We start from the raw sequence: 25,130 nt of genomic DNA, 5'->3' as shown, positions 1-25,130 counted from the left end.
AGTTAAGATGTTCTTCGTATAAGGTATACACAACTGGTGATCACGATCACAGCTCCAGCTTGATGAATAACACCTAAGCTAATAGGAACACTATTTAAGAGTGTTAGAATCCCCAAAACTACTTGAATAAAAACTGCTCCCAATACTAGGTGTAACCCTTTTTTTTGGTAGTTGGTAAGGGCTATGTTTGTTAGTTCTTTAATATAAAGATATAGTGTGTAAATAAGAATGATGATCGCTAAATACCTATGCGTAAATAAAACAGTTGGTCCATCGTTGATGAAACTGCTAAACTGAGAAGGAAAAGCAAAAACGTCTGTGAAAATATAGTTCCCAAACCCTGCTTTTAACCCAGCTGTAAAGGCTCCATATATGAGTTGGATAACCACTAGAATTAATAATGTTTTTGTTTTTCTATTTAAGCTAGGTAAACTATTGTTGTGCGGAAAAAGAATAGATGTCGCAACCCAAAAAATATATAGCATAGCTGAAAGTGCTGTAATAAAATGCGCAGCTAATCTAAAGTGACTAACATGAGGTTTGTCTACTAGTCCACTACTTACCATATACCAGCCAAGTAGCCCTTGTAAGGCTCCCAGCCCTAGTATTATCAACATTTTTTTGAGGAGAGATTTATCAAATCTTTTTTGAAACCAAAAGATGGCAAAAGGAATGATAAATACTAAGCCAATTAAACGCCCTAAGTCGCGGTGTATAAATTCCCACCAAAAAATAGATTTAAACTCTTCAAGCGAAAAATGATTGTTAACGATTTTATATTCAGGTGTTGCTTTGTATAATTCGAATTTTTCTAGCCAGTCAGCTTCATTTAGAGGAGGAATAGCTCCCATAATTGGCTTCCAGTCTGCCATAGATAATCCAGATCCTGTTAAGCGAGTGACCCCTCCCACAATTACCATCACAAAAATTAGAAAGTACCCTAAGAATAACCAACGGACAACAGGTGTTAACGATTTTGTTTGCATAGCTTTTGTTTAGTTAGGCAAAGATATTGTTTTGTAGTGTAAAACGTTTTATATTTATAAAATGAAAGTACTTTTTAACATATTTTTTGTGCTCTTATGGAGTGTTAATTGCTATAGTCAAAATGTAGGAGTAAATACATCTGGAGCAGCTCCAGATAACTCGTCTATGCTTGATGTTGTAGCAACAGATAAAGGAGTTTTAATACCAAGAGTTAATATTGTAGACCTGAATACTGCAGCACCAGTTACAGCCCCTGTAACTTCTTTATTAGTGTATAATACCAATGCGGCTAGTGGAGTAGGGTATTATTTTTGGGATGGTGCAAAATGGACAAAATTAGAAGATGCAAATTCTAATCCAGATGAGGATTGGCATGAGGTAGGGGGGACAACAGCTCCAGACAATATCAATGATAATATTTTTACACAAGGGAACGTAGGAATTGGTCAATCAAACCCACAGCAAAAATTGGTGGTTTCTGAAGGTAATGCAACCAATGCGAGTGTTGCAATAGAGGGCTTTACTTCGGGATATGTTGGATTGCCAAGTATATTGCCTCCAACGGGAAGTCATTTTGGAGGGGTCGTCCATGGTGGAACTAATGGGCAATTGGTATTGGGAATAAGAGATAATGATGCTAATGATGGGGTGTTAATAGCTTCTGGAGGAGGTGATTATATGTCGGATAATACTTACGATAATGCAGTGTTGTTTGCTAGAAATGATGGGAATGTGGGAATAGGTTCTGTAGTACCTAGTAGCAAACTTTTTATAAAGCAAGCAACAGATGATGCTGCAACAGCTGCTTTGAGAATTGAAAACTCAGGGGGGACTGCTGGGTCTATAGTTACTGTTACATCTGATAATAATACTTATATAGGGGCTCAAAGTACATTTGATGGTCCAGGAGCAAATATCGATAATGGAATCTATATTGCAAACAATACAGGTAATGTAGGTATTGGGACACATACCCCTGCTACACAATTGCAAATTACCAATGGAACGAATTATGGTAATATTATGTTAGGGAATAATGGGGGAACAACTAATAATCATATTACGCATGAGACGAGCGGGGATTTTGTCGTGTGGAATGGTACTTTTGGTTCAGGAAATAGATTAATGAGTATTATTTCTAATGGACGAATTATATCACATTTAACTAGCCAGAGTACAGCTTTAAAACCATCAGGTTGGGGAGGCGGAATAGAGTCTAATTGGGATGTTTGGGCCGCTGCAAGTGTAGGGGGAGGTGTTACAGGAACCGCAGCTACTTGGTCTATATCCAATGCTGGTGTTGCAGCTAAGCCAGGTGGTGGAGCTTGGGCAGCAACATCTGATCGAAGAACTAAAAAGGAAATTGTGGAATTTACTGATGGATTAAATGTTTTGAATCAGATTAATCCTGTTACGTTTATGTATAATGGGTTGTACAATACACCTAATGACAATAAAAAATATGTCGGTATTATTGCTCAGGATGTTAAAAAGGTAGCTCCATATATGATTGGGTCATACCAAGCACCTAAGTATGAAGACTCAGATCATTTAGAAGAAATCTTAAACTATGATGGGGGAACGTATATGCTGTATGTGTTAGTGAATTCTGTAAAAGAACTTAAAAAAGAAAATGAATTGTTAAAAGAAAAGTTAGAGCAGTTAGAACAGCATTTAGAGCATTGATAAAGTTGTCGCTTGAGGTGCTACGTTAAGGCAATATAACTTATTGAGTATTAGGGCCTGGTTATCATCAATATGTCCAGCAGGAAAGTTAAAGCAAACAGGATAGTCATAGTCTTTAGTTGCTTCTAGAATTATTTCTATAACATTTTTTCCAAAGGGAGTATCGTTGTCGTGCATGTCTGTCATTCCTCCGATAATTAGTCCAGCTAAGTTTTGAAGTTTTCCAGCTAATTTTAGATTCCACATGATACGGTCAATGTGATAGAGGTATTCATCTAAATCTTCAACAAATAATATTTTTCCCGCTGTGTTAATGTCAAATTTAGTACCAGACAAACTGTATAAAATTGATAAATTTCCTCCAATTAATTTTCCTTTAGCTGTTCCAACTTTGTTGTGAGATTGATGAGGAGCCTCAATAGAATAGGGGATTCCAAATAGAGCATTTCTTAAGGTTGTTAAGGCTGTTTCAGTATTCTCTCTAAAGTTTACAGGCATTGTAGCATGCAACGAGTAAATACCTAATTGATTGATTTTATTATGGAGTGCTGTCACATCACTATAACCAACAATCCATTTAGGCTTTGTTATGAATGCAGAAAAATCAATGTTGTCAAGAATACGAACAGTTCCATACCCCCCTCTAAAGCAGATGATTCCTTTTATTTCAATATTGTCAATGGCCCATTGTAAATCATTGGTGCGTTGTTCATCAGTGCCACAAAACTGATGATGAATTGCTCTTAGATTCGGAGCCTCTACAACTTGAAGTCCCCAAGAAGTTAAAATAGCTTTTGCATAGTTTAGCTTTTTAGTGTCAATGCTTCTGGCTGTTGATATAATTGCAATTTTATCGTTTGGTTGGAGGTTTGCTGGTTGTGTCATTTTTTAGTCGCTTCTCGATACAAATTAACGTAAAAATATGTTTGTCAACAATTTTTCCTTATAATTCACTCGAAGTGACTTTGCTCTGAACTCTTCTTGTGTTGAGTGAAGAAAAGAAATTAACGAATGTTTTCCAAAATATATAGAGTTAAAGTATCTTTGCAGTCCTCTAAAATAATAAACTATGAAAAACGCGAAAAGATATACAGTCACAGCAGCACTTCCTTATGCAAATGGTCCGCTACATTTAGGGCATTTAGCAGGGGTATATGTTCCAGCGGATATATATGCACGTTTTCTACGTCAAAATAAAAAAGATGTAGCTTTTGTTTGTGGTTCTGATGAGCACGGGGCCGCGATAACGTTAAGAGCAAAGAAAGAAGGAACAACACCGCAAGCTATTGTAGATAAGTATAACGACTTAAATAAACGTGTTTTTGAAGAGTTAGGAATTAGTTTTGATATTTTTCATCGTACCTCATCTGAGTTACACAAAGAAACAGCTGCCAATTATTTTAAAGAATTAGAGGCTAAGGGGGCTTTTATTAAGAAAACCTCGGAACAATACTATGACGAAGAGTTTAATCAGTTTTTAGCAGACCGATATATTACAGGAGAATGTCCAAAGTGTGGAAATGAGGGGGCTTATGGAGATCAGTGTGAAAAATGTGGGTCAGATTTGAGTCCATTAGATTTAATCAATCCTGTATCTACTTTAAGTGGAAAGACACCTATTCTCAAAGAAACATCACATTGGTATTTGCCAATGAACGATCATGAAGAATGGTTAAGAAAATGGGTGAAAGAGGGAGTACTAGATGGAAAGCAACATCACAATCCAGAAGAATGGAAGAACCATGTTGTTGGGCAGTGTATGAGTTGGATAGATGGTGGCCTACATGAACGTGCAATGACACGTGATTTAGATTGGGGAGTTAAAGTACCTGTAGAGGGAGCAGACGGCAAAGTATTGTATGTATGGTTTGATGCTCCACTTGGTTATATTTCAGCAACGAAACAATGGGCTGCTGATAACGGGAAAGATTGGGAGCCTTATTGGAAATCAGAAGATACGAAATTAGTTCACTTTTTAGCGAAAGATAATATTGTATTTCATACGATTATTTTCCCTATTTTATTAAAAACTTTTGGAGATCATATTCTACCAGATAATGTTCCTGCAAACGAGTTTTTAAATTTAGAGGGAAAGAAGTTGAGTACTTCTCGTAATTGGGCAGTATGGGGACATGAGTATTTAGAAGACTTTAAGGGGCAACAAGATGTACTACGTTATGCGCTAACTGCTACAATGCCAGAAAATAAGGATAGCGATTTTTCATGGAAAGACTTTCAAGCACGCAACAATAATGAGTTAGTTGCCATCTTTGGAAACTTTGTAAATAGGACTTTAGTTTTAACTCATAAATATTATCAGGGAGTTGTTCCAGAGCGTGGTGAATTGACCGATTTTGATAGAGAAACTTTAGCAGAACTTAAGGCTATACCAGCCAAAATTGCAAAGTCTATAGAGGCTTATCGTTTTAGAGAAGCTTTGGGGGAAGCTATGAATATGGCACGTCTTGGAAATAAATATTTAGCAGATTCAGAGCCTTGGAAGTTAATTAAAACAGATGAAAATAGGGTGAAAACGATCATGAATATTGCTGCTCAAATTACAGCGAACTTAACCATAGCTTTTGAAGCTTTCTTACCTTTTACAACTCAAAAACTGAGTGGGATGTTAGGGATTGAGCAACTAAAATGGTCTGAAATTGGTCGTGATAACTTGATTGATGCTGGTCATCAGATTAATGAAGCAAGTTTATTATTTGGAAAAATTGATGATGCTCAAATTGAAGTGCAATTAGATAAATTAGCTGCATCACAAGCCGCTCCAATCGAATTCCCAGAACAAAAAGAAACCATAGAGTTTGACGATTTTACTAAGTTGGACATTCGAGTAGGAGAAATCATAGCTGCTGAAAAAGTAAAAAAAGCGAAGAAGTTATTGCAATTAACTGTAGATACAGGTTTAGATAAAAGAACTGTAGTTTCAGGTATTGCTGAGTATTACTCACCTGAGGAAGTAGTTGGTCAAAAGGTTTCTATTTTGTTAAACCTGGCACCTCGAAAAATTAGAGGAGTAGAGTCTCAAGGAATGATTTTAATGGCAGAAAACGATAAAGGTGAATTAGCTTTCGTAGCTCCAACAAAAGAAATGTTGGCAGGAGGAAATGTTAGTTAATGTTTTTGAACGTTAATTTAGGGGAGCAGCTATACCTATAGTTGCTCCATAAGACCATTTATTGTTTACCCAAAAGTCTTGTGCTTTTAAGGTGTGGCCTATAAGCCCCTCTATGGAGAGGAATAACTTGGGAGCTAGGGCATATTCATAGCCAATACTGTAGCGCAAGACACCTACATTTCGACTGTCGTAGTTTAAGTTAACTTGGTTGTTGTTTGTCTTAAAGATAGGGTATCCATAAAACCTTATACCAGGTTGTATATATCCTGTTATGTTGTGTTTGTCGATTTGTTTGCGATACCCAATGCCTATGATTAAGTCAGAAAAGGTTGTTTTACCAGTAAAAGATACGTTTGAGTTTACTGGGTATTGGAGGTGCATATTGGAGCTAAAAGCGTCGTAATTAACTCTAAAGATAAAATTGGAAATATCACGATATTCTATAGAGGTTTGAGTCATTAAGCCATTGGAAAGTTCGTTTGTTTCATGAATAATGTACCCCATCTGAATGTTAGGCATAAATGTACGGCTTAGATCATCTTCATTTTGACCATTTATGACTAGAAAATTTGAAAAATAGCTTAGTATTAGGAGTAATACGCTTGACGTTGAGAACCGAAGTTTTTTCATTTCTTTGGGAATTTATTCAAAGTTAAAAAAGTGTTAAATATTATTGCTAGAGAATAATAAAAGTTCGATAGAATAGTAATACCTTTGGGCAAAATAAATTAAACGTCATAAAATGCAAAGAATTTTTTACCCTCTACTTACTGGTTTATTAGCCTTAAGTAATATCGCGCAAGCTCAAATTGGAAACGAAACACAAGGAGCTGGTTCAGGTGCGTCTCTTTCAACAGCTGATAGATGTACTTTTTATGGAGACTCTTCAGGTTATCAAACCAATTACGGTTTTGATAATACCTTTGTAGGATATAGAGCTGGCTATAGTATGACATCTGGAGATTACAGTGTGGCAATAGGGAGTGACGCTATGCCAGCAACAACTACAGCTAATAATAACATTGCAATCGGTTATCGAACGCTTCATGAAAATACAACAGGAAATGATAATGTTGTAATAGGTTATGAAGCTGGACGTATATCGACTAACGGAAGTGATAATGTAATTATAGGACGTGAAGCTGGAGAAAATATACAAAGTGGAGATGATAATGTCATTATTGGTTATTGGGCTGGCCGTAATACTGGAGCAAGCCGAAGTTGTTTTGTAGGACACCAAGCTGGTTATAGCAATACAACAGGAACCGAAAATACTTTTATTGGAAATACTGCTGGTAGAGCAAATACAACAGGAACAAACAATGTAGCTGTAGGAAATGAAGCTGGTTATGATTGTTCTACAGGTCAAAGAAATGTTTTTATTGGAGATTCTACGGGAATAGACAATGGAGCTGGGTCTTTCAATACGTTTGTTGGTCAAGGAGCAGGAGCAAGAAATGAACATGCAGATTATAATACCTTTATCGGTTATTTTGCTGGTGTTCGTACTAACGTAAGTAATGGAACAGGTAATGCTAACCGTAATACTTTCTTAGGTGCTTTTTCTGGGGATAGAAATGAAGAAGGTCAAGATAATATTGCTATTGGTCATCACGCTGACCAAAGTACTGATGGACACAACCAAAGTATAGTGATGGGTAATTATGCAGTTGTAGGAAACAGTACTACAGACAGAACTGGACCAATGGCCTTTGGATACAGTACTAGAGCTGGTCAAAATTATGATTTGGCAATTGGATACGATGCAGATGTCAATGCTTCCTACTCTGTTGGGATGGGGTATCAAGCAACAGTATGGGGAATGCATAGTATCGGGATTGGTTCGCAGGCATATTTAGGTAGTCAAGCTGATTATGCTATAGCTATTGGAGATAATGCTAGAGCTAATTATGGTTACACTGCTGCATTTGGAACAAATGCTTTAGCAGATACTAATAACAGCTTTGTAGTAGGAGGAATAACTTCAACAGATCGTATGACTATGGGGATAGGAACAACTAAACCTAACCAAAAAGCCTCAATTGATTTATCGGAAACAGACCATGGTTTTCTAATTAATAGAATGACAACTGCTCAAGAAACAGCCTTTGGAACTTCTTTAAGTGCTACTGAAGAGGGAATGTTAATTTACAATGCTGATGATAATACTATCAAAGCTTGGGATGGAACACAATGGATTACGCCTGGTGTTCAAAATCTTACCTTAATGGGGAATACTTTGAATATAGACCAAGGTGGAACAGGAGTTGATTTATCAGCTTATTTAGATGATACACAACTAACAGAAGCGCAGGTAGATGCTTATGTAGCAAACAATGGCTATTTAACTTCTTTTACTGAGGTTGATGGTGATGCAACCAACGAGCTTCAAGACCTTTCATTAGTAGGGAACAACTTGAGTATTTCTAGTGGTTCTACAATTGATTTGTCAGCTTATTTAGATGATACGCAATTAACAGAAGCACAGGTAGATGCTTATGTAGCAAATAATGGTTTTTTAACCTCTTTTACAGAGGTTGATGGTGACGCAACCAATGAACTTCAAGACCTTTCTTTGGTAGGGAACAATTTGAGTATTTCTAGTGGTTCTACAATTGATCTTTCTGGGTTTGCCAATACAGATGAACAAACACTAGCTTTAACAGGAACAGATTTAAGTGTTTCTAATGGGAATACAGTCGACTTGTCAACTTTTATGGATAATACTGATGCGCAGAACTTAACTGCAGCAACTTTGTCTGGTACAATGTTAGAAATAGAGATAGAAAATGGAACATCTGTTTCAGTTGACCTAGAGCCACTATTGGCATCACTTCAAGCGCAAGTTGATAATCACGAAGATCGAATTACAGATTTAGAGGAGTGCGCTTGTGATGGAATGTTAAAAGTTGAAGAAAATGAAGGCGTAAATGGAGCAATATTGTATCAAAATATCCCTAACCCATTTAATAATACCTCTTCAATTAAGTATTTTATTCCACAACAGGCAAATTCAGCTAATTTGGTTATTAGTAGTAGTTCTGGTCAAGTAGTTTCGAACCTGGAGTTGGAAGAGAAAGGAGGATACGGAGAAGCACAGATTAATGCTGTAGGGTTAACTCCTGGTGTTTATTTCTATACTTTGTATGTGAATCAAGTGAAAGTTGATACTAAAAAAATGATAATAGAATAACATCAATTGAATATTAATAAAGAACCAGAATGAGCTTTTGCTCATTCTGGATTTTTTATATATATGAAGTTCTTAGTACAAATATTAGTGGTCGTTTTTACAGGAATTGTGGTAAACAGTTATGCTCAAGGTCCTGATAAAAGTGTTGCTCGAATATGGATGGATACGCATTTAAATGCAATTAAAGTCGATGGTCTTGGTCCTACTGTTCATGCGCGAAACTTGTTTCATTTATCAGTAGTGATGTTTGATGCATGGGCTGTATATCATCCAGAAAAAGCAGAACCCTTTTTCTTGGGGAAAGATTGGGGGGAGTTTCATTGTGACTTTGATGGGTTTGAACCTCCTCAAAATATAGATAGTGCATTAGCAGTTACCATACATTATGCTGCTTATCGATTAATACATGCCCGTTTTGGAGAATATTCTAGTAAAACACGAATGATGGATGATGTGGATGCCTTGTTTGAATCTCAAGGTTTAGATCCTGATTATAAGGCTGTTGACTATAAAGGTGGCTCTCCAGCTGCACTTGGTAATTACCTTGCAGAAAAAATCTATGAGTTTGGGTTGGAAGAGCCAGCTGGTGATACAGATGGGTATGAGGGAAATAACTATAACCCGATCAACCTTCCGTTATTCCCCAATCGACCAGGAAGCCAAAATTTATTGTATAAAAATAGATGGCAACCATTGTCAATATTAGAATACATTCAACAACGTGGATATGATTCAACATTGTTGTACTGGAATCAAGCGTTGATACAAGAGGATACATTTTTGACACCGCACTGGGGAGAAATTACTCCTTTTGCAATGGATAAGGAGAATAGTCAAGAACTTAAAAATGAACAGGGAGATGTCTTTAGAGTTTATAATGATCCAGGGCCACCTCCCTATATGAGCGAACAAAAAGATCCTTTAAATTCGGATGCTTATAAATGGAATTTTGCTTTAGTTGCTATTTGGGGCGGGCATAATGATCCTAATGATGAGACAATGATGGACATTTCACCAGGTAAAATAGGAACAACAAAAGGAATTTTGCCCGAAACTTATGCTGACTATCAGGCGTTTTTTAATTTTGAAGAAGGAGGCTGTAAAACCATTCCACATAAAAAAAATCCATATACCGGAAAACCTTATAAGGAGAATTGGGTTAAAAGGAGTGATTATTCTCGGGTCATAGCCGAATATTGGGTTGATGGTGTCAATACAATGACACCTCCTGGTCATTGGGTTAATACATTAAATGAAGTGGTTGATCACGCTTTGTTTGTTAGGAAATGGTCTGGGAAAGGAAAGGAATTGAGTCCGTTAGAATGGGATGTAAAAGCTTATTTAACCCTTTGTGGAGGTCTTCATGATGCAGCAATCTCTGCGTGGAGTATTAAGGCGTATTATGATTATATACGGCCTATTTCGGCTTTGAGATGGATGGCCGATCAAGGGCAAAGTTCCGATTCAACATTACCCAGGTTTCATACCGAAGGGATTGATTTGGTAGAAGGTAAAATAGAGCTGGTGATGGAAGATGATCCGCTAGTAGGAGAGGAACAAGAACATTTGCATAAGATCAAATTGTATAGTTGGAATGGTCCAGATAGTATAGCTGATTTCGATAAAGATGTTGCAGGGGCTGGCTGGATTTTAGCAGAAAACTGGTGGCCATACCAGCGCTATTCTTTTGCGACACCTCCTTTTGCTGGTTACGTTTCAGGGCATTCAACTTTTTCGGCTGCTGCTGCTGAGATTTTAACACTGATTACTGGTGATCCTTTTTTTCCAGGAGGAATTGCAGAACATACTTTTGAAAAAGGACGTTTTTTAGAGTTTGAATATGGTCCAAGTGAAACAATTACTTTACAATGGGCAACTTATAGAGAAGCGGCAGATGAAACGTGTCTGTCTCGAATTTGGGGAGGCATTCATCCTCCTGTTGATGATATTCAGGGTAGAAAAGTAGGAGTGAAAGTGGGGCAAGATGCCTATAAGTTGACGCAAAAATTGTTCAAGAAGAAAGAATAGTTCAGGCCTTTTTATTTCGGTAAAACTCAAATTTTCCAATTTTTAATCTCGTTTTTTTTCTAGCGTTAAGTTGAGATTGTTCAAAGGTTATGTTTTTAGCATTGTTTAGTTTATCCTTAGTTGCTGCAAGTAAATAGTCTTTATTAATTAGTTGGTTGTTTTTGCTCTCATCTTTAAACACTTTTGTTTTAATAGAGTTATGGAGTGTTTGTTTTAAAGTCGGAATGTTGGTTTCAGAGCTTTCGATGTTTAGTCTTTCAGTTGCGGAGTTCTCCACAACTGCTATTGAACTATTTGTTTTTATAGTAGGTTGTTGTAGGTTTGTTTGGATATTGTTTTGTTGATGAGCAACTGTAGGGTTATTTTTTTTAACTAATGGTTCTTTTATCTTCTTGGTACTCTTTTTAGGAAGAGATTGGATGTTGGTTTTAGCAATTTCTTTTGTTGAGGTTGCAGGTTGTTTTTGAGCTGTTTTGGTAATGCTGAGAATAGGAGTTTCAAATTCATTTTGTAGTACTTTTAAGTGATCTAATGCTTGAAATTGATATTGCTGTTCATCTGTTGATATGGAAATGAAAATAGCGATTGTTGCAGCTATAGCAGTAATAGCTGGCCAAAGAATGATAAGACGACCTTTTTGTTTAAGATTTTTTTTATTGGGATAAATGAAAGTTTCTAGCGGTAAAATGGTTCTTTTATAACGCTCAACAGTTGGAGTGTATAAAGCATTTTCTGCAATAAAGTCAGTGTATTCTTTATGATCGTCATGAGAAAGTTCATTTTCTAAATTAGCGATGATATAATGCTCTATATTGGACTCGTCGATGTGTTTTTTTAGTGATGATTTATTAGGTAAGGTAATAGAAGGTTCAGCTAAACTAAAATTTTCAAAAGCATCAAATTCCTCTTTTAAATCAGGATGTACTTCCAAAAAATCAAAAAGTAGTTGAATAGCTTCTTCATCGAGTGTATTGTCGAAATAGTCAATGAAAAAGACCACGTAGTTATGTCTGTTGATATGTTCCATTAAATGACTGTTTCTATACTTTTTAAATAGTTTTGTAAGAATTTACGTGCTCTAAATATATTTACCTTAACCTGAGCCTCTGAGATGGATAAGGTTTCACTGATTTCTTTATATGAATAGCCCTCGTAGTCTCTAAGTAAAATTGCAGAACGTTGTTTTTCTGAGAGCTCACGTATGGCTTCGTTTAATATTTCTTTTAAATCTGAATATTGATGGTTGTGAAACAACTGTTTTTGATGACTTTCTTCAATTCGAGTGCTTCTTTTTTCTTTTCGGGTGTAGTCAACTAGCGTATGATATGCCGTTGTGAACAGATAGGATTTAACTTTCTCAAAAGAAACGGTTTCATGTTTTACCCATAGTTTTGTGTATGTTTCTTGTACAATATCTTTCGCTACTTCCTCATCATTTATGCTTTTTAAAATAAAACGATAAATATTATCTGAGAAACGATCAACACTGTTATTGTACTCCGTTCTAGTCATAATTAAAGGTAAGACGACTGATGAGTTAAAAAGTTACAAAAGGGTTAAAATTTTATGCCTGTCACACAAACATCGTCTAACTGTTCATGATCTCCTTTCCAGTCTTCAAAGAATTGCTCAAGAATGAGTTGTTGTTCTGACATTGGGAGATGACAGTTTTTGAGCAGTAATTTTTTAAAATTGTTATTTTTTATTTTTTTATTTCTTTCTCCTCCAAATTGATCAGCATATCCATCAGAAGATAAATAGAGAATGTCTCCTTTTTCAATAGGGTATTCTTGCATAGAAAAAGGAAAAGAGCGTTCAAAGTTTCCTATAGGTTGTTTGTCTCCTTTTAATTCGATTAATTCAGGTTCGCTTTGTTGAGTTTTAATAATCCATAGCGGATTATGAGCTCCAGAAAATAGAATAGTGTTTGTTTTTTTGTTCCAAACAATTAGAGAAATATCCATTCCATCTTTTATGTGTTCTCCTGATTTTTCAAATTCTTGAATAACAATTTCACGAGTTTTGTCTAGTATTTTATGTGGCAGGTTGAGTTGATGTTCTCTAACACTTCTATTTAAACCATTGTTACAAATTACACTAACCATTGCTCCTGGAACACCATGTCCAGTGCAGTCTGCTACTGCAAAGTATACATTGTCATCTTTTTGTTCAAGCCAATAAAAATCTCCCGAAACAATATCTTTTGGGATATAGATAAGAAAAGAGTTGCTAAAGTTTGCTTCGATTATTTCGTTAGGGGGAAGAATAGCGCTTTGAATGCGTTTTGCGTAAGTAATAGAACTGGTGATTTCTTTATGTTGCTCGGCGAGTTGAATGTTTGATAATTCTATTGTTTTTTTCTGTTTGATTGATTTAGAGAATTGCTTGAGAATAAATAGAATAATAAGTAATAAAATGATTGAACCTACAATGAAAAACTTTTTATAAAGGGTTTGTTTTTCATTCTCTTTTTGTTTCAACGCAAGTTCATTGTTGTGTTCAATCGCTGCAAGCTCTTTTTCTTTTTCATATTGTAGTTTGGCTTCGGTTTTGGCCAATGCAAAGTTTGTTTCTTTGTCATTTATACTATCTTTCATTTTTTGAAACTCAAATTGATAGTAATAAGCTTTTCGGTATTGTTCTTTGCCTGCATAAATTTGACTTAATAGTTTGGCCGAATTTTTAATTAAGCTTGGACTGCTTGATTGTTGAGCAAAATTATATGATAAAATTGAATTCCTGAGAGCACTATCTTGTTTGTTTTGTTTTTGAAAAGATTTAGCAACATATAGATAGGTGTTACTAAGTCCTGTATAGTTATTGATTGTGTAATTTAAGTTAATTGCTTTTTTAAAGTATGGCGCAGCTAAATCAAGTTGATCTATATTGAAGTATAATTCTCCTATTCTGAATTGATTTGAAGCAATTTTTAATTTGTAGTTCAATTGTTTATTTATGGCAAGACTTTTTTTATAGTAATCAAGTGCTTGTTGGAAGTTGGTATCGCTTTCTTTTGAAAGTAGATAACCTATGTTTTCTAATATCTGAGCTTTATTAGCTAATGACTTTGTCTGATCTATATAAGATAGTGCTTCATTTAAAAGTTTTATGGCTTCTTTCTTTCTGCCCAATCCATCATATGTTTTTGCTAAACTTGATATTATTTGTCCAGTACTACTACTGTTACATTGTTTAGCGATAAAAATGCTTTTTTCATAGGTTTCAATTGCTTTTTGAGTTTTTCCTTGTTGTTTATAATTGCTTGCTAGGTTATTAAGTGTAATCGCAAGGTTTGAACTATCCTTTATGTTTGTGTGTAGTTCGATGGCTGTTTTGTAAAGTTTTTCAGCAGTTTGAAGTTGTGATTTCTCGCTGTGCCAAAATGCTTCATTATTAATGTCTGTTGAATAATAATGAAGAAAAGTTTTTCTTTCTAGTTCAGAGAGGTTCTCTGTAATTTTCTTTTTTGAAATTTTACTAGCTAATTTTTGATAGGAGTACCAAATGTCAGTATAAGTGTTCTCAGCAATTGTATTCAAATATCGCCATTTTAAAGAATCTTCTTTTGTTTCATGGTAAAGTGTTAAACAACTATCGATTAGTTTTCTATTTGTCTCTGGTAACTCCTCTAAAACAAGTGAGTCTATCAAATAAAAAGAGGGGTCAGCAAATTGTTTTTCTTGTGCGTTAATGCTCAAAAAAAAACTTAGAATAAATGCAATGATAAAGAGCTTTCTCATAGTTAAAATCTTACACCAACTACACACACATCATCTACCTGAGGGTATTCTCCTTTCCAAGTTGAAAAGTTTAAGTCAATTAAAGTTTTTGCCTTTTGCATAGTGATCCCCTCATTTGATGTTAGTAATTGTTTAAAGCGTTTAGACATGAATTTTTTATTCTTATCACCACCAAATTGATCTGCATACCCATCGGTAAAGAGGTAGATTTCATCCCCTTTTTCGATGTTAATTTCATGGAGTGTGAATGGATGTTGCTTTACTGCGTGTAGTCCAATAGGTTGTTTGTCACCTTTTACTTCGTATAAATTAGAGTGGTTGTTGGTGAAGTTAGGTGCAAGCGGTTGGCTGTTGTGAATAAGGGGATGATTATTGTGTCTAACCAACCATACAGGATTGTTAGCGCCAGAGAAATAAAGCTTTTTAGTCTGTTTATTATAACAACAGAAAGATAAGTCCATTCCGTCTTTTATTTTGGGGTTAGGTAAATGTTGTTCTAAAGTTATTTGAACCGTTTTGTTTAGTTCATCTAATATTTTATTAGGGTAAATCAGTTTTTTGGAATAAAAGATTTCATTAGATAATATGGTTCCAATTAAGGATATAAAAGCTCCAGGTATTCCATGGCCAGTAGAGTCTGCTACACAAAATAAGATATAATCATTTTTTTCTTCCCACCAGTAAAAGTCACCACTCACAATATCTCTAGGGTTGTAATATAGAAAGGAGTCTGCTATTAAGTCTGTAATCTTTTTTTCAGGCAAAGAAGCTTCCTGAATCAGTTGAGCATAATCGATGGATTGTTTGATTTCTCTATGCTGTTCTTCCAAGAGCTCTTTTTGTTCAAAAATTTGATGACTTTGTTCTTCAATTAAGAGCTTTTCCTCTTCAATTGTTTTAGTGGCAGCTTGTATTTTTTGTTCTAAGACCTCTCTTTGTCTAATTAATTGGTTGATTTTCCATTTAACACCAGAATAGACAATGGTAATGATAATAATGGTGATCAATATGATAAACCAAATACTTTTCCAATAAGGAGTTTTGATGGTGAAATTGACCACCAAAGGTGTTTCGTTCCAAATGTTATTTACTCCAGCACTTTTAATCATTAATCGGTACTTTTTGTCAATAAGATTGGTGAAGTTAAGAAAGCTTCTTTTGGTAGGAGGAGACCATTTTTTACTGTATCCTTCAAGATACCATTTGTATTTAACTTTATTCGGTGAATTTAAATCAATACCAATAAAATCAAGAGAGATATTGTTAGAGGAGTATTCGATTGAAATGTTGTCAAGGTTCGTAATATGATTTTCTTTTTGCTCTTTATCTTTGTTAAAGGATTCAAATTTTAATAAATGAAGTTTTGGGGGCTCATGCAGTGCTGTATAGTTCATAGCACTGGAACTTACTAGTCCTTTTACAGTGCCTAGCAATAACTGATTTTTTTTGTTAACTAAAATCGATTTTTCAATAATTTCTCCTCCGCTAATACCATCCTCTTTTCCATAGTGTTCGATGTTCTTTAAAAATAATTGATTGTTTTGGTGTTCAAAGATCAATTTATCAACTCCCTTTTCACTTCCTACCCAAATTTCATTTTCTCTAGTAGATGCTATGGCATAGATGTTACTGGATGATAACCCCTCGGTGTAGGTATACTGTTTAACTGCAATCTCTTGGTCTATTTGAGGAGTTTCGATACAAAATAGTCCTTTTGTATCTGTCCCAATCCAAACTTTATCATTTTTGATTACAATAGAAGAGATGTTCTCAATTTTTTTAGAAAAAGTAGGTGTAATAAACCCTCCTCCATTATTTTTTTTAATTCTAATTCCACCATGTCTGTACCCAATCCATATATTTTTGTTGTGATCAATGGCAAGAGAAGAAATATCGTTAGATGGAATGTCTTCATTGTTATATTGTAATATAATGTATTTGTGGGGGAATTTTGAAAAGGTGATTTGAAATAACCCATCTTCGCCTCCTGCCCAATAGGTGTTTTTATTTTCTTGAATAATCGTGTAGATTTCACTTTGAATATCAGATAGGCTATCTTTGATAGGTGTAAAGTTTTGAAAATCATTTGTAACAACAATTCCTTTTTTAGTTCCTAGCCAAATAAAATTATAATTGTCTTTATATATACTGTATGTTCTATTGTGTGGTAGACCATTTAAAGTAGTATAATTAGTAATATTTTGAATGTTACCATTGTCTAGTTGGAATGTTGAAACACCATCAAAAGTTCCGGCTATTATTTTGTTGTTAGAGGTTTCACTAATCGAAAGAATTTGATTGCTGAGGAGTCCTTCATTGGTGGAAAAAGTGATAAAATCTTTAGGGTTAAAATTGTTAATTCCTCCATAAAAAGTAGCAAACCAAAGTGTACCATTGTTATCTAATAGAATGTCCCTAATTCTTTCGTGGGTTAATCCATTACTGCTATTGATGTTAATTATTTTTTTTGAAGTAATACAGCTAACCCCAGTTCGGGTACCAATCCATATATTATGATTGTTGTCTTCGCATATTGCTCGTATTCTATTGCTAATAAGTCCTTTTTGTTGGTTGTATAGTCTAACTGAATCATGGTGGTAGGCAATTACTCCTTGTTCAGTTCCAATCCATAGGTTGCCTTTGCTGTCATCTTGAATGGATAATACCGTAGGGTTAGGTAGTAGTTGTGTGTACTCAGAAAGAATGATTTGTTGATCTTTTATACGATACAGACCATGCTCACTTCCAATATAAGTAATGTTGTCCTTAGTGGTATGAATGGTTCGAATTTTTGGATTGAACGTGGAGTCTTTTTCGTCGTTAAGTGTTGTGAAATAGATCCCGTCATAACTAGCAATCCCTTTGTTCGTTCCAATAATTAAATGCCCACTTTTATCTTCATTAATAGCTCTGATGTAATTGTGAGGTAATCCATTTTTAGTCGTATATACTTTTAATTTTCCCTTTTCATATTTACAAAGGCCTTGAGTTGTTCCAAACCATAGGTTTTTTTTGGAATCTTCAAAAATGGCTCTTACTTTACGAGAGGGAAGTCCATTAGAAAGGTCGATTGTTTTAAAATGTTGTCCGTCATATCTCGCAACTCCACCTCCGTCAAGAGTAACCCATAAATATCCCTTTGAATCTTGAAGTAATGAATAAGCACCAGATCTTGGTAACCCCTCCTCAACAGAAATTCCTTTGAAATTATAGTGCTGGGCATAGCTATTGGTTATTAATAATAACTGAAATAAACAAAATAGGGTGATAACAAGCTTCATAAGTAAATTTCAAGAACTGAAAGATACAAAAAAGGAGTTAATAGCTTTGTAAACAAGGTCACTTTCTTCAATAAAACTCATGTGGTTACTTTCTTCTAAGATCATTGAGGTTGTATTTTCTGAGTTAAATTGTGGAGCTACTCTTGAAAAAGGGATGGTCGTGTCTTGTTGACTTGCAATAATTAGTTTTGGTGTTTTAGAAATGGCATTAAGAGTACTTTCTCTATCTCTCATAGCTTCAAGATAGCTAATGATTGTAGGAGCTTTAATATTAGCTGCAGCTTGTTGAGTTTGGTTGATGATATTTTGATGCTGTAGTCTACTTTTTTCTGAAAATAGTTTTTCAATGACATGATGAGAAAAAACAGAATGGGTAATCCTTACCGCACGAATAGCTTTGTCTCGATCAGTTTTTTTATGTGCAGAGTCCTCCAGTAACGAGCTGTTAATTAGTGTGATTGTTGTTGCTCTTGATGGTGCTAGTTTTGCTATTTCTCCTGCAATATAACCACCTAATGAGTGACCAATAATGTGTAGAGAGTTAACCCTTAAAATATCAAGAGCTTTTAATAGGTGTTGCGCTAATTTACTAATAGACTGAATGGTGACGCCGTTACCATCATGACCAGGTAAATTCACCAAATAGATATTGAAGGTTTTTGCAAACCGTTCAGCATAATCATACCAGAGATGCGAAGAGCAAAGAAAGCCATGGATCAATAAAAGGTTGGGTTTATTATGGTTACGAGTGGTGTATGGTGTAATTAATTGTTGATGTTCCATTAGTGTTAGTCTTCAATGAAAATTTCGACTCTTCGATTGATTCGATTCTCTTCTGTAGAGCAATCTTTGTTAGGGCATTTTTTTGCTAATTGATCTTTTCCAAAAGATACAGCATTAGTGGGATTGTTCACCCCTTTTTTCTGAAGGTATTTTAGACAAGATGCTGCTCTTTTTTGTCCAAGCTTTTGATTAAAACGTGAAGATCCAACAGCGTCAGTGTGTCCATAAATGATTACTTTTTTATCAGGATGTTCTTTAAGGTAGCGAATAACTTTACGTAAAGTAGAATACCCTTCTTTAGAAAGCTTGTAACTATTGTAGTCAAAGTAGATGTTGTCAAAAGATTTTAGTTTTTCTGAAAGAATTGATTGAATGACTTCCATTTCAATTTTTTCTTCTCTATTACTTTGATTAGCAGCTAGAATAGTGGGTTTGCTTTTCCCTTTTGGATCAATCTTTATATCGTATTGAGGATTCCCCCTATCCAATTCATCTATTTGTTCAAAATCTAACTCTATGGTTTGTGTAGTATAATCAGCAACTTTAATCTCAATATCGTATGTAATGTTTTCATCAAAATCATATTCGTATTGTCCATTTTTATCGGTAGTAAGTTCAGCAAGCTTTTCTCGATCAGAATAAACATCTATAGAAGTATTCTTTAATATGGTGTTATCTTCGTCTCTTAATTGACGATTGCCATTTAAGATTTCTTTCCCTTCCAATTGAATGACTTGTTCGTCACCATATTTGTCGATAAACTTAATGGTATAACTGCCATCGTAATCGTAGCGTGTAGAATCTTTTAAATCCCATAACCCATTATCATCGGTTTCAAAAGTACCAAGCTTAATATCTTTTCCATAGATGGTAATGTCGGCAAATGGAATAGGGGTACCGTCAGCATCTCTTAATGTAAATAAGGTGTTCTTAGTTTCAGGATGGGTTACTTTTGTAATGGTGGCTTGGTTAGATGGTGAGCGGTCAATGTGGATGTCGTATTGAGGTTGTCCTCTGTCTAATTCATAGTCATCTTGTTCAAATACAAATTCCACTTCTTTTATTTCATAATCAACAGCGTTTATTTCAATGTCATATTCAATGTTTTCATCAAAATCATACTCATATTGCCCATTGATATCTGTTGTGATGTCTGCTAGTTTTTCTCGATCAGAATAAACATCTATTGAAGTGTTGCTAATTAGGTTATTGTTGTTGTCTAATAATGCAGTTTGTTGCTCTAAAATGTTTTTCCCCTCTAGCTGAATGCTTTGTTCTGTGCCGCTTTTATCAATGTATTTTACAGTGTAACTACCATCTTGATTAAATAATGTTGAATCTGAAATGTCCCAGAAACCATTAGCATCTGTATCGAATGTTCCTATTTTAATGTTTTTACCATAAATAGAAATATCTGTAAAAGGAAGAGGAGTCCCATTTTCATCTTTAAGGGTAAACAAGACTTTTTGATTGATAGGGTTGATGACTTTCTCAATGACAGCTTTTGAAGATTTGGATTTGTCAATTTTAATGTCGTATTGAGGTCTGCCTCGTTCTAATTCATAGTCTTCCTGATTAATGGCAAAATCGATTTGTTTTAATTCATAGTCTACTGCCTTAATTTCTATGTCGTATGTTAAATTGTCGTTGAAATCATATCGGTACTCTCCATTGAAATCAGTCGTGAGTTCAGCTTCTTTAATCTTGTCAGCTGTAATGTTGAATAGCGTGTTGGTCAGTAGCTTGTTATTGAAGTCTCTTACAGGAGCATTGTTTTGTATTATTTCATTTCCATTAAGGGTTATTGTTTGTTCTTCACCATTCTTGTCTTGATATTTTAAGGTGTAACTGCTAGAAGCATCAAAAATGTTTCTGTTTTCAATGTCCCAAAACCCTTTGTTGTCAGTTTCAAATGCTCCCATTGGAACATCTTTACTGTAGATGATGATATCGGCATTTGGGATTGGAGTTCCATATTTATCTCTTAAAGTAAATATACTTGGTTCTCTATTTAGTGTGACTGTTGTAAAAGATTTTTTGGCTTTTTTTAATTGGATATAGTTGTAATCCTTTTCGAAATGAATAATTTTTGAGAGGTGATTATTTTTCTTAAATTCAAATTGATATTCCTTTTTCAAATTTACAGGGTACTGTACAGGAGTATCGGGAGTGTATTTTAGGGAGTCGCTTAATGTCCATTCGCCATTTTCAAGTTTCGAGTAACAATAAATTTTTGCGTTTATAGGAGTGTTGTATTGATTAAAAATATTGAATATTAAGGTGTCAATAGGTGTGTAGTCAAAATAAAATAAGTGATCTTGTTTGTTTTTGTCTATTCGGTTACTAGCAAGATAGCCGTTGTACGTTGAATTCCATATTAAGGAAAAATCATCAAAACTACTATTTATTGTTGTACCAAGGTTTTGGGGAGGAGAAAGGGTAATTGTTTGATTTGTTGAGTCAATATCACATACAGAAACAAAAAGATCTAACCCTCCAAAATTTTGATGCCCTTTAGAAGAAAAGAAGAGTTGATTGTTAAAATAAAAAGGGTAGATATCATCATAAGGGCTATTGATGATCTCGAGGGGGTGAGGAGTGCTCCATGTGTTGTTGACGTAAAAACTGTAGTAAATGTCAAAATTATTATGACCTTGAGTTCTATCACTACTAAAAAATAAAACATTATTAATGGTGTCAAAAAACGGGGTTGAAGAGTTGCTGTTTTGATCATTAATAGGAAGGATAGATTCCTGAGTTGATCCAGGTTTAACTTGAAAAAGATGTAGGAGGTTTTCTCCATTTTCTGAAATGTTATATTTAGCAATGTCTTTTTCTTTGTAGAGGCTATATTCACTAATGTTACCAGAGAAAATAATGTTATTGTTGGTGAAAAGAGTTGGGGTTCCTCTGTAAAAAACCTTTTTTTTGTCATCGATTATTTTTCTGTTTTCAGCTGTGTTAAAGAGGGTGTCTTCTTTACGTTTGGTAGTAAATAAGTCGTAGAATACTGTTTTTTGCTTTTCGTTGGAAATGGGAAGCGCAATAGCTATGCTATCATTGTTGATTATACTTAGTCCTAAGAAGGAGTATCCATGATCAATGTTAATACTTTTGATGTTAAAAAAAGAATCTTTGGCCGAGGTTTGGTAATGAATAGGGAAGTCTATAAAGTGTTCTTTATAGTAGGGGTCTTCAAGGTCTTGTTTGAGGTATGTTTGGGCTAGTTTGTATTCTTTAAAAAGTCTAAGGCAATCAAAATAAGCTTGTTTGGTTTCACTATTGAAGCTTTTTACTTTGGTCTCAATGTTTTGAAAATGGTAATGGGCTTCACTGTAGTTTTTTAAGTAGTAATTAGCTAATGCCAACTGTTGGCTGAGGTACGAAAAATCATCTTCATTTTCAGGAGCTTTAATTAACTTTTCATACAGTTCAATAGCTTCTTCCCAGTATCCTCTTTCGAATTCTAGGTCAGCATATTTTATTTGCTTTTGAGCTTTTCCAGTCAAAGGAAATATTAAGCAGCATAAAAGAATAAATACAATTTTCTTCGCTTCAAAAAGCATAATGAATATCGGTTATTGATTAGAAAGCTTGTTAATTATTTCTTCAAGTTGTTGAACCCTTTGCGTTAAGTTGGTTTGTTTATTTAAAGCAGCTTTGAGTTGTTCTATTTCTTGTTGTTGCTGTTCGATTAAGGCCTGTTGTTCTTGTGTAGCTTTTACAAGAGGAACAACAAATTCAGCATATCTTAATCCATAATGGTCTTTTTCGCTTTGTGGTTTAACTAATCCACTAAAATCGTAATTGGTTTGAAGCATTATCGCTTCAACATCTTGTGCTAAGAACCCACTTTGTTTTTCTTGCTCCTTTAGTTGGATAGCTATCGTTTCTTGTTTGCTTTCTTCATCAAGTTCTTCTAGGTTTAAGTGTTTGTTGAGTTTGTTGATGTCGAGGTTATAGGTAACAGGTTTTAGTTGGAGAATGAAATCAAGTCCAATAACATCTTCAGAAATATTTTTCTTGAATCGTTTATCAGAAACATTCGCCCAGTTACTATATCCTCCTATACTTGTAACAGATGCATTTCCTATTCTAACTTGGTTAGAGGCTGTAATAGCACTGTTGTTCCCGATTGCAGTTGAGTTAGAAAACCCTGTCCCTGTATAAAAAGCTCTTCTACCAATTGCGGTATTATTGTTTCCAGTGGCGCTACTGTTTAAAGCTTGGTATCCTACAGCTGTATTGTTACTCCCTGTGGTGTTTAATGGAAGAGCGAACTTTCCAGAAGCAGTATTGTTATTTCCAGTGGTGTTAGCTTCCAGTGCTTCTTTTCCTATAGCTGTATTGCTTGTCCCGACAGTTGTTCTTTGGAGTGCTAGTGCTCCTACGGCAGTGTTGTCATCTGCAGTTGTAGCTGTAAACAATGCGTTTCGTCCAAAAGCAGTGTTACTACTTCCGGTAGTGTTATTTTGAGAGCTACCAATACCAACAGCAGAATTGTGTTGACCTGTTGTTGTAAAAATTAATGAAGCATATCCTACGGCAGTATTGTTTATTCCTGTAGTGTTTGAGAATAAAGCGCCTCTACCAAGGCCAGTGTTGGCGGTTCCAACAGTGTTGCTTTGAAGAGCAGCTGTCCCAAATGCAGAGTTGTTGTTTCCAGTAGTATTGAACAATAGTGCGGCAAATCCCACAGCTGTGTTTTCGTCGGCAGTAGTATTAGAAAAAAGTGCACCTCTTCCCAAGGCTGTATTAGAGCTTCCTGTAGTATTGTTTTGTAAACTGGCAGTTCCAAAAGCAGCATTTCTTTGTCCTGTGGTGTTGGCGTTTAGTGCAGCGTATCCAGTTCCTGTATTTTCAATCCCCGTAGAATTACTATACAAAGCAGAATGTCCGTTAGCAGTATTTAGTCCTCCAGTTGTATTGGAGTATAAAGAATTGTATCCAATAGCTGTATTTTGTGTACCAGAAGTGTTGAGTACCATAGATGCTCTACCTAAACTAGTATTTTGATTTCCTATGGTGTTAAATAATAATGCGCCATGCCCTACAGCCGTGTTGTCACTTCCTGTTGAGTTGTATAATAAAGCAGAAGTTCCTAAACCTGTGTTGCTAGCTCCAGAAGTGTTTAATAATAGTGCAGTTTGTCCAATGGCAGTATTATAGTTTCCTGTTATGTTTTCGCTTAAGGCTAAAGATCCTATTCCTGTATTGTTAATCCCTGTAGTGTTGTCTTCTAGCGCTTTTGCTCCTACAGCAACATTTTGAGCTCCTGTTGTATTTGCGAATAATGTGTAATGTCCAACAGCAACATTAAAGTCACTAGCGGTACTATTAAAGAATGCACTATCACCTATTGCGGTATTGTGATACCCGGTAGTGTTTTGTTCTCCAGCTCCAGAACCAATAAAGACATTTCTGTTGTCAGATTGGTCGTCGTTTGTACCAGCTCCATCTCCAATGAAAACAGAACCACCAGTATTTAATGTGGAAATTGTTCCATTGGTTTCTATTCTAATTTTCTCAGTACTATTTAACTGTATACTTAATGGTTGGTTATCAGTAGTTCCTATAAAATCAGTTCCAGCTGTGGTTCCAGCGTTACCATTTTTATGCCAGTCACCAGTGTTGAGGTCATTCAGTGTTACAGATAATGTCCCCGAAGCATCTGTAAGGTCTAGGCTTCCGGCATTGATGGTAAACCCTGTATTGGTTTCATTAGTGGTAGACCCGTCTACTTCTGCTGTAAGGTATCCATTGTTGTTGGCATAAGCATCCACTTGAGTTTCTGTGAGTTGAGTGTCGTCGTCGGTAAACGTTCCTCCTCCATTACTTAATGTTACGGTACTACCAGTTTTAGAAATCGTTTGTATTTCATTATTAGGATCAATATCTGCTAATGTTACACTGTTTCCATTGGCAATAGATAACGTGGAACCTGTAAGCGATAGTGTTTGACTGTCGGTTCCTAAGGTTGACCCAACAACAAATGGAACCCAGTTTGTACCATTCCAGAAATAAAACCCTTCTGTAACATCGTTTGCCCCAGTAGATGTTGTTGCTGTGTTGTATACAATTAAGCTTGTTTCAGGAGATGTAATTGGTAGAGGAGAATTGGTGGCTGTCAATGCAATTCTAGGAATTAAAATACCTTTATCGTTGGATTCTATGTCTAACATCGCCGATTGGTTAGGATCACTTCCTGTGGTATTGATAGCTACTCCTTCTTGACTAAATAAGTTGATTTGAAGTAGAAAAATAATAATTATTGTATAGCTCAATTTATTAATCATAATCTA

Annotated in this window: 14 protein-coding genes; 4 read left to right on the top strand and 10 right to left on the bottom strand. The window is 35.1% G+C overall.

The window, feature by feature from the left end; genetic code table 11:
* Positions 1 to 2: 2 nt before the first annotated feature.
* Positions 3 to 986, bottom strand: coding sequence for a COX15/CtaA family protein (locus tag N4A35_14685; GenBank protein ID MCT4582661.1), 984 nt, complete (start codon positions 984 to 986; stop codon positions 3 to 5).
* Positions 987 to 1,047: 61 nt separating this feature from the next.
* On the opposite strand from N4A35_14685, the gene N4A35_14680 reads away from it, so the two are divergent.
* Positions 1,048 to 2,673 carry a tail fiber domain-containing protein gene (locus N4A35_14680; GenBank protein ID MCT4582660.1) on the top strand — a complete coding sequence of 542 codons (1,626 nt, stop codon included), beginning with the start codon at positions 1,048 to 1,050 and terminating at the stop codon, positions 2,671 to 2,673.
* Here the strand turns inward: N4A35_14680 and N4A35_14675 are convergent.
* On the bottom strand, positions 2,662 to 3,558 hold the full coding sequence (locus N4A35_14675) for an LD-carboxypeptidase (protein MCT4582659.1): 897 nt from the start codon (positions 3,556 to 3,558) through the stop codon (positions 2,662 to 2,664). The two genes, N4A35_14680 and N4A35_14675, sit on opposite strands and share 12 nt — an antisense overlap.
* A gap of 184 nt (positions 3,559 to 3,742) precedes the next feature.
* Here N4A35_14675 and metG point away from each other — a divergent pair, with 184 nt between their 5' ends.
* Positions 3,743 to 5,803, top strand: coding sequence for a methionine--tRNA ligase (gene metG, locus N4A35_14670; GenBank protein ID MCT4582658.1), 2,061 nt, complete (start codon positions 3,743 to 3,745; stop codon positions 5,801 to 5,803).
* A 12-nt stretch (positions 5,804 to 5,815) separates the two neighbouring features.
* On the opposite strand, the gene N4A35_14665 is transcribed toward metG, so the two are convergent.
* Positions 5,816 to 6,433, bottom strand: a complete 618-nt coding sequence (locus N4A35_14665; protein MCT4582657.1) for a hypothetical protein — start codon at positions 6,431 to 6,433, stop codon at positions 5,816 to 5,818.
* Positions 6,434 to 6,545: 112 nt separating this feature from the next.
* Between N4A35_14665 and N4A35_14660 the strand changes: the two genes are divergently transcribed.
* Together N4A35_14660 and N4A35_14655 are read left to right on the top strand one after the other, a co-directional pair.
* On the top strand, positions 6,546 to 8,996 hold the full coding sequence (locus tag N4A35_14660; GenBank protein MCT4582656.1) for a T9SS type A sorting domain-containing protein: 2,451 nt from the start codon (positions 6,546 to 6,548) through the stop codon (positions 8,994 to 8,996).
* A 63-nt stretch (positions 8,997 to 9,059) separates the two neighbouring features.
* On the top strand, positions 9,060 to 11,024 hold the full coding sequence (locus N4A35_14655) for a vanadium-dependent haloperoxidase (GenBank protein MCT4582655.1): 1,965 nt from the start codon (positions 9,060 to 9,062) through the stop codon (positions 11,022 to 11,024).
* Between the two features lies 1 nt (position 11,025).
* Here the strand turns inward: N4A35_14655 and N4A35_14650 are convergent, their stop codons facing one another.
* The 7 genes from N4A35_14650 to N4A35_14620 are packed head-to-tail and all read right to left on the bottom strand — an operon-like array spanning position 11,026 to position 25,124.
* Positions 11,026 to 12,051 carry a hypothetical protein gene (locus N4A35_14650; GenBank protein ID MCT4582654.1) on the bottom strand — a complete coding sequence of 342 codons (1,026 nt, stop codon included), beginning with the start codon at positions 12,049 to 12,051 and terminating at the stop codon, positions 11,026 to 11,028.
* The gene (locus N4A35_14645) at positions 12,051 to 12,536 is read right to left on the bottom strand and encodes an RNA polymerase sigma factor (GenBank protein ID MCT4582653.1); all 486 of its coding nucleotides are present in this window, start codon (positions 12,534 to 12,536) and stop codon (positions 12,051 to 12,053) included. Before N4A35_14645 ends, N4A35_14650 begins: the two co-directional genes overlap by 1 nt.
* A gap of 44 nt (positions 12,537 to 12,580) precedes the next feature.
* Entirely contained in the window at positions 12,581 to 14,764 is a 2,184-nt protein-coding gene (locus N4A35_14640) for a tetratricopeptide repeat protein (protein MCT4582652.1), read from the bottom strand.
* Positions 14,765 to 14,766: 2 nt separating this feature from the next.
* The gene (locus tag N4A35_14635) at positions 14,767 to 18,045 is read right to left on the bottom strand and encodes a SpoIIE family protein phosphatase (GenBank protein MCT4582651.1); all 3,279 of its coding nucleotides are present in this window, start codon (positions 18,043 to 18,045) and stop codon (positions 14,767 to 14,769) included.
* A gap of 9 nt (positions 18,046 to 18,054) precedes the next feature.
* Complete coding sequence (locus tag N4A35_14630; protein MCT4582650.1) at positions 18,055 to 18,828, bottom strand: alpha/beta hydrolase; 774 nt, start codon at positions 18,826 to 18,828, stop codon at positions 18,055 to 18,057.
* Between the two features lie 5 nt (positions 18,829 to 18,833).
* A complete protein-coding gene (locus tag N4A35_14625) occupies positions 18,834 to 22,394 on the bottom strand; it encodes an OmpA family protein (GenBank protein MCT4582649.1) in 3,561 nt (1,186 codons plus the stop codon).
* A gap of 12 nt (positions 22,395 to 22,406) precedes the next feature.
* Positions 22,407 to 25,124 (bottom strand): tail fiber domain-containing protein, encoded by a 2,718-nt coding sequence (locus N4A35_14620; GenBank protein MCT4582648.1) that lies wholly within the window; start codon positions 25,122 to 25,124, stop codon positions 22,407 to 22,409.
* Between the last annotated feature and the right edge of the window lie 6 nt (positions 25,125 to 25,130).

The sequence above is a fragment of the Flavobacteriales bacterium genome (assembly GCA_025210295.1).
In the GTDB taxonomy this organism is placed as follows: domain Bacteria; phylum Bacteroidota; class Bacteroidia; order Flavobacteriales_D; family Parvicellaceae; genus S010-51.
Note: the sequence above shows the minus strand (reverse complement) of the source record. Positions and strands in the feature narration are given on the sequence as shown.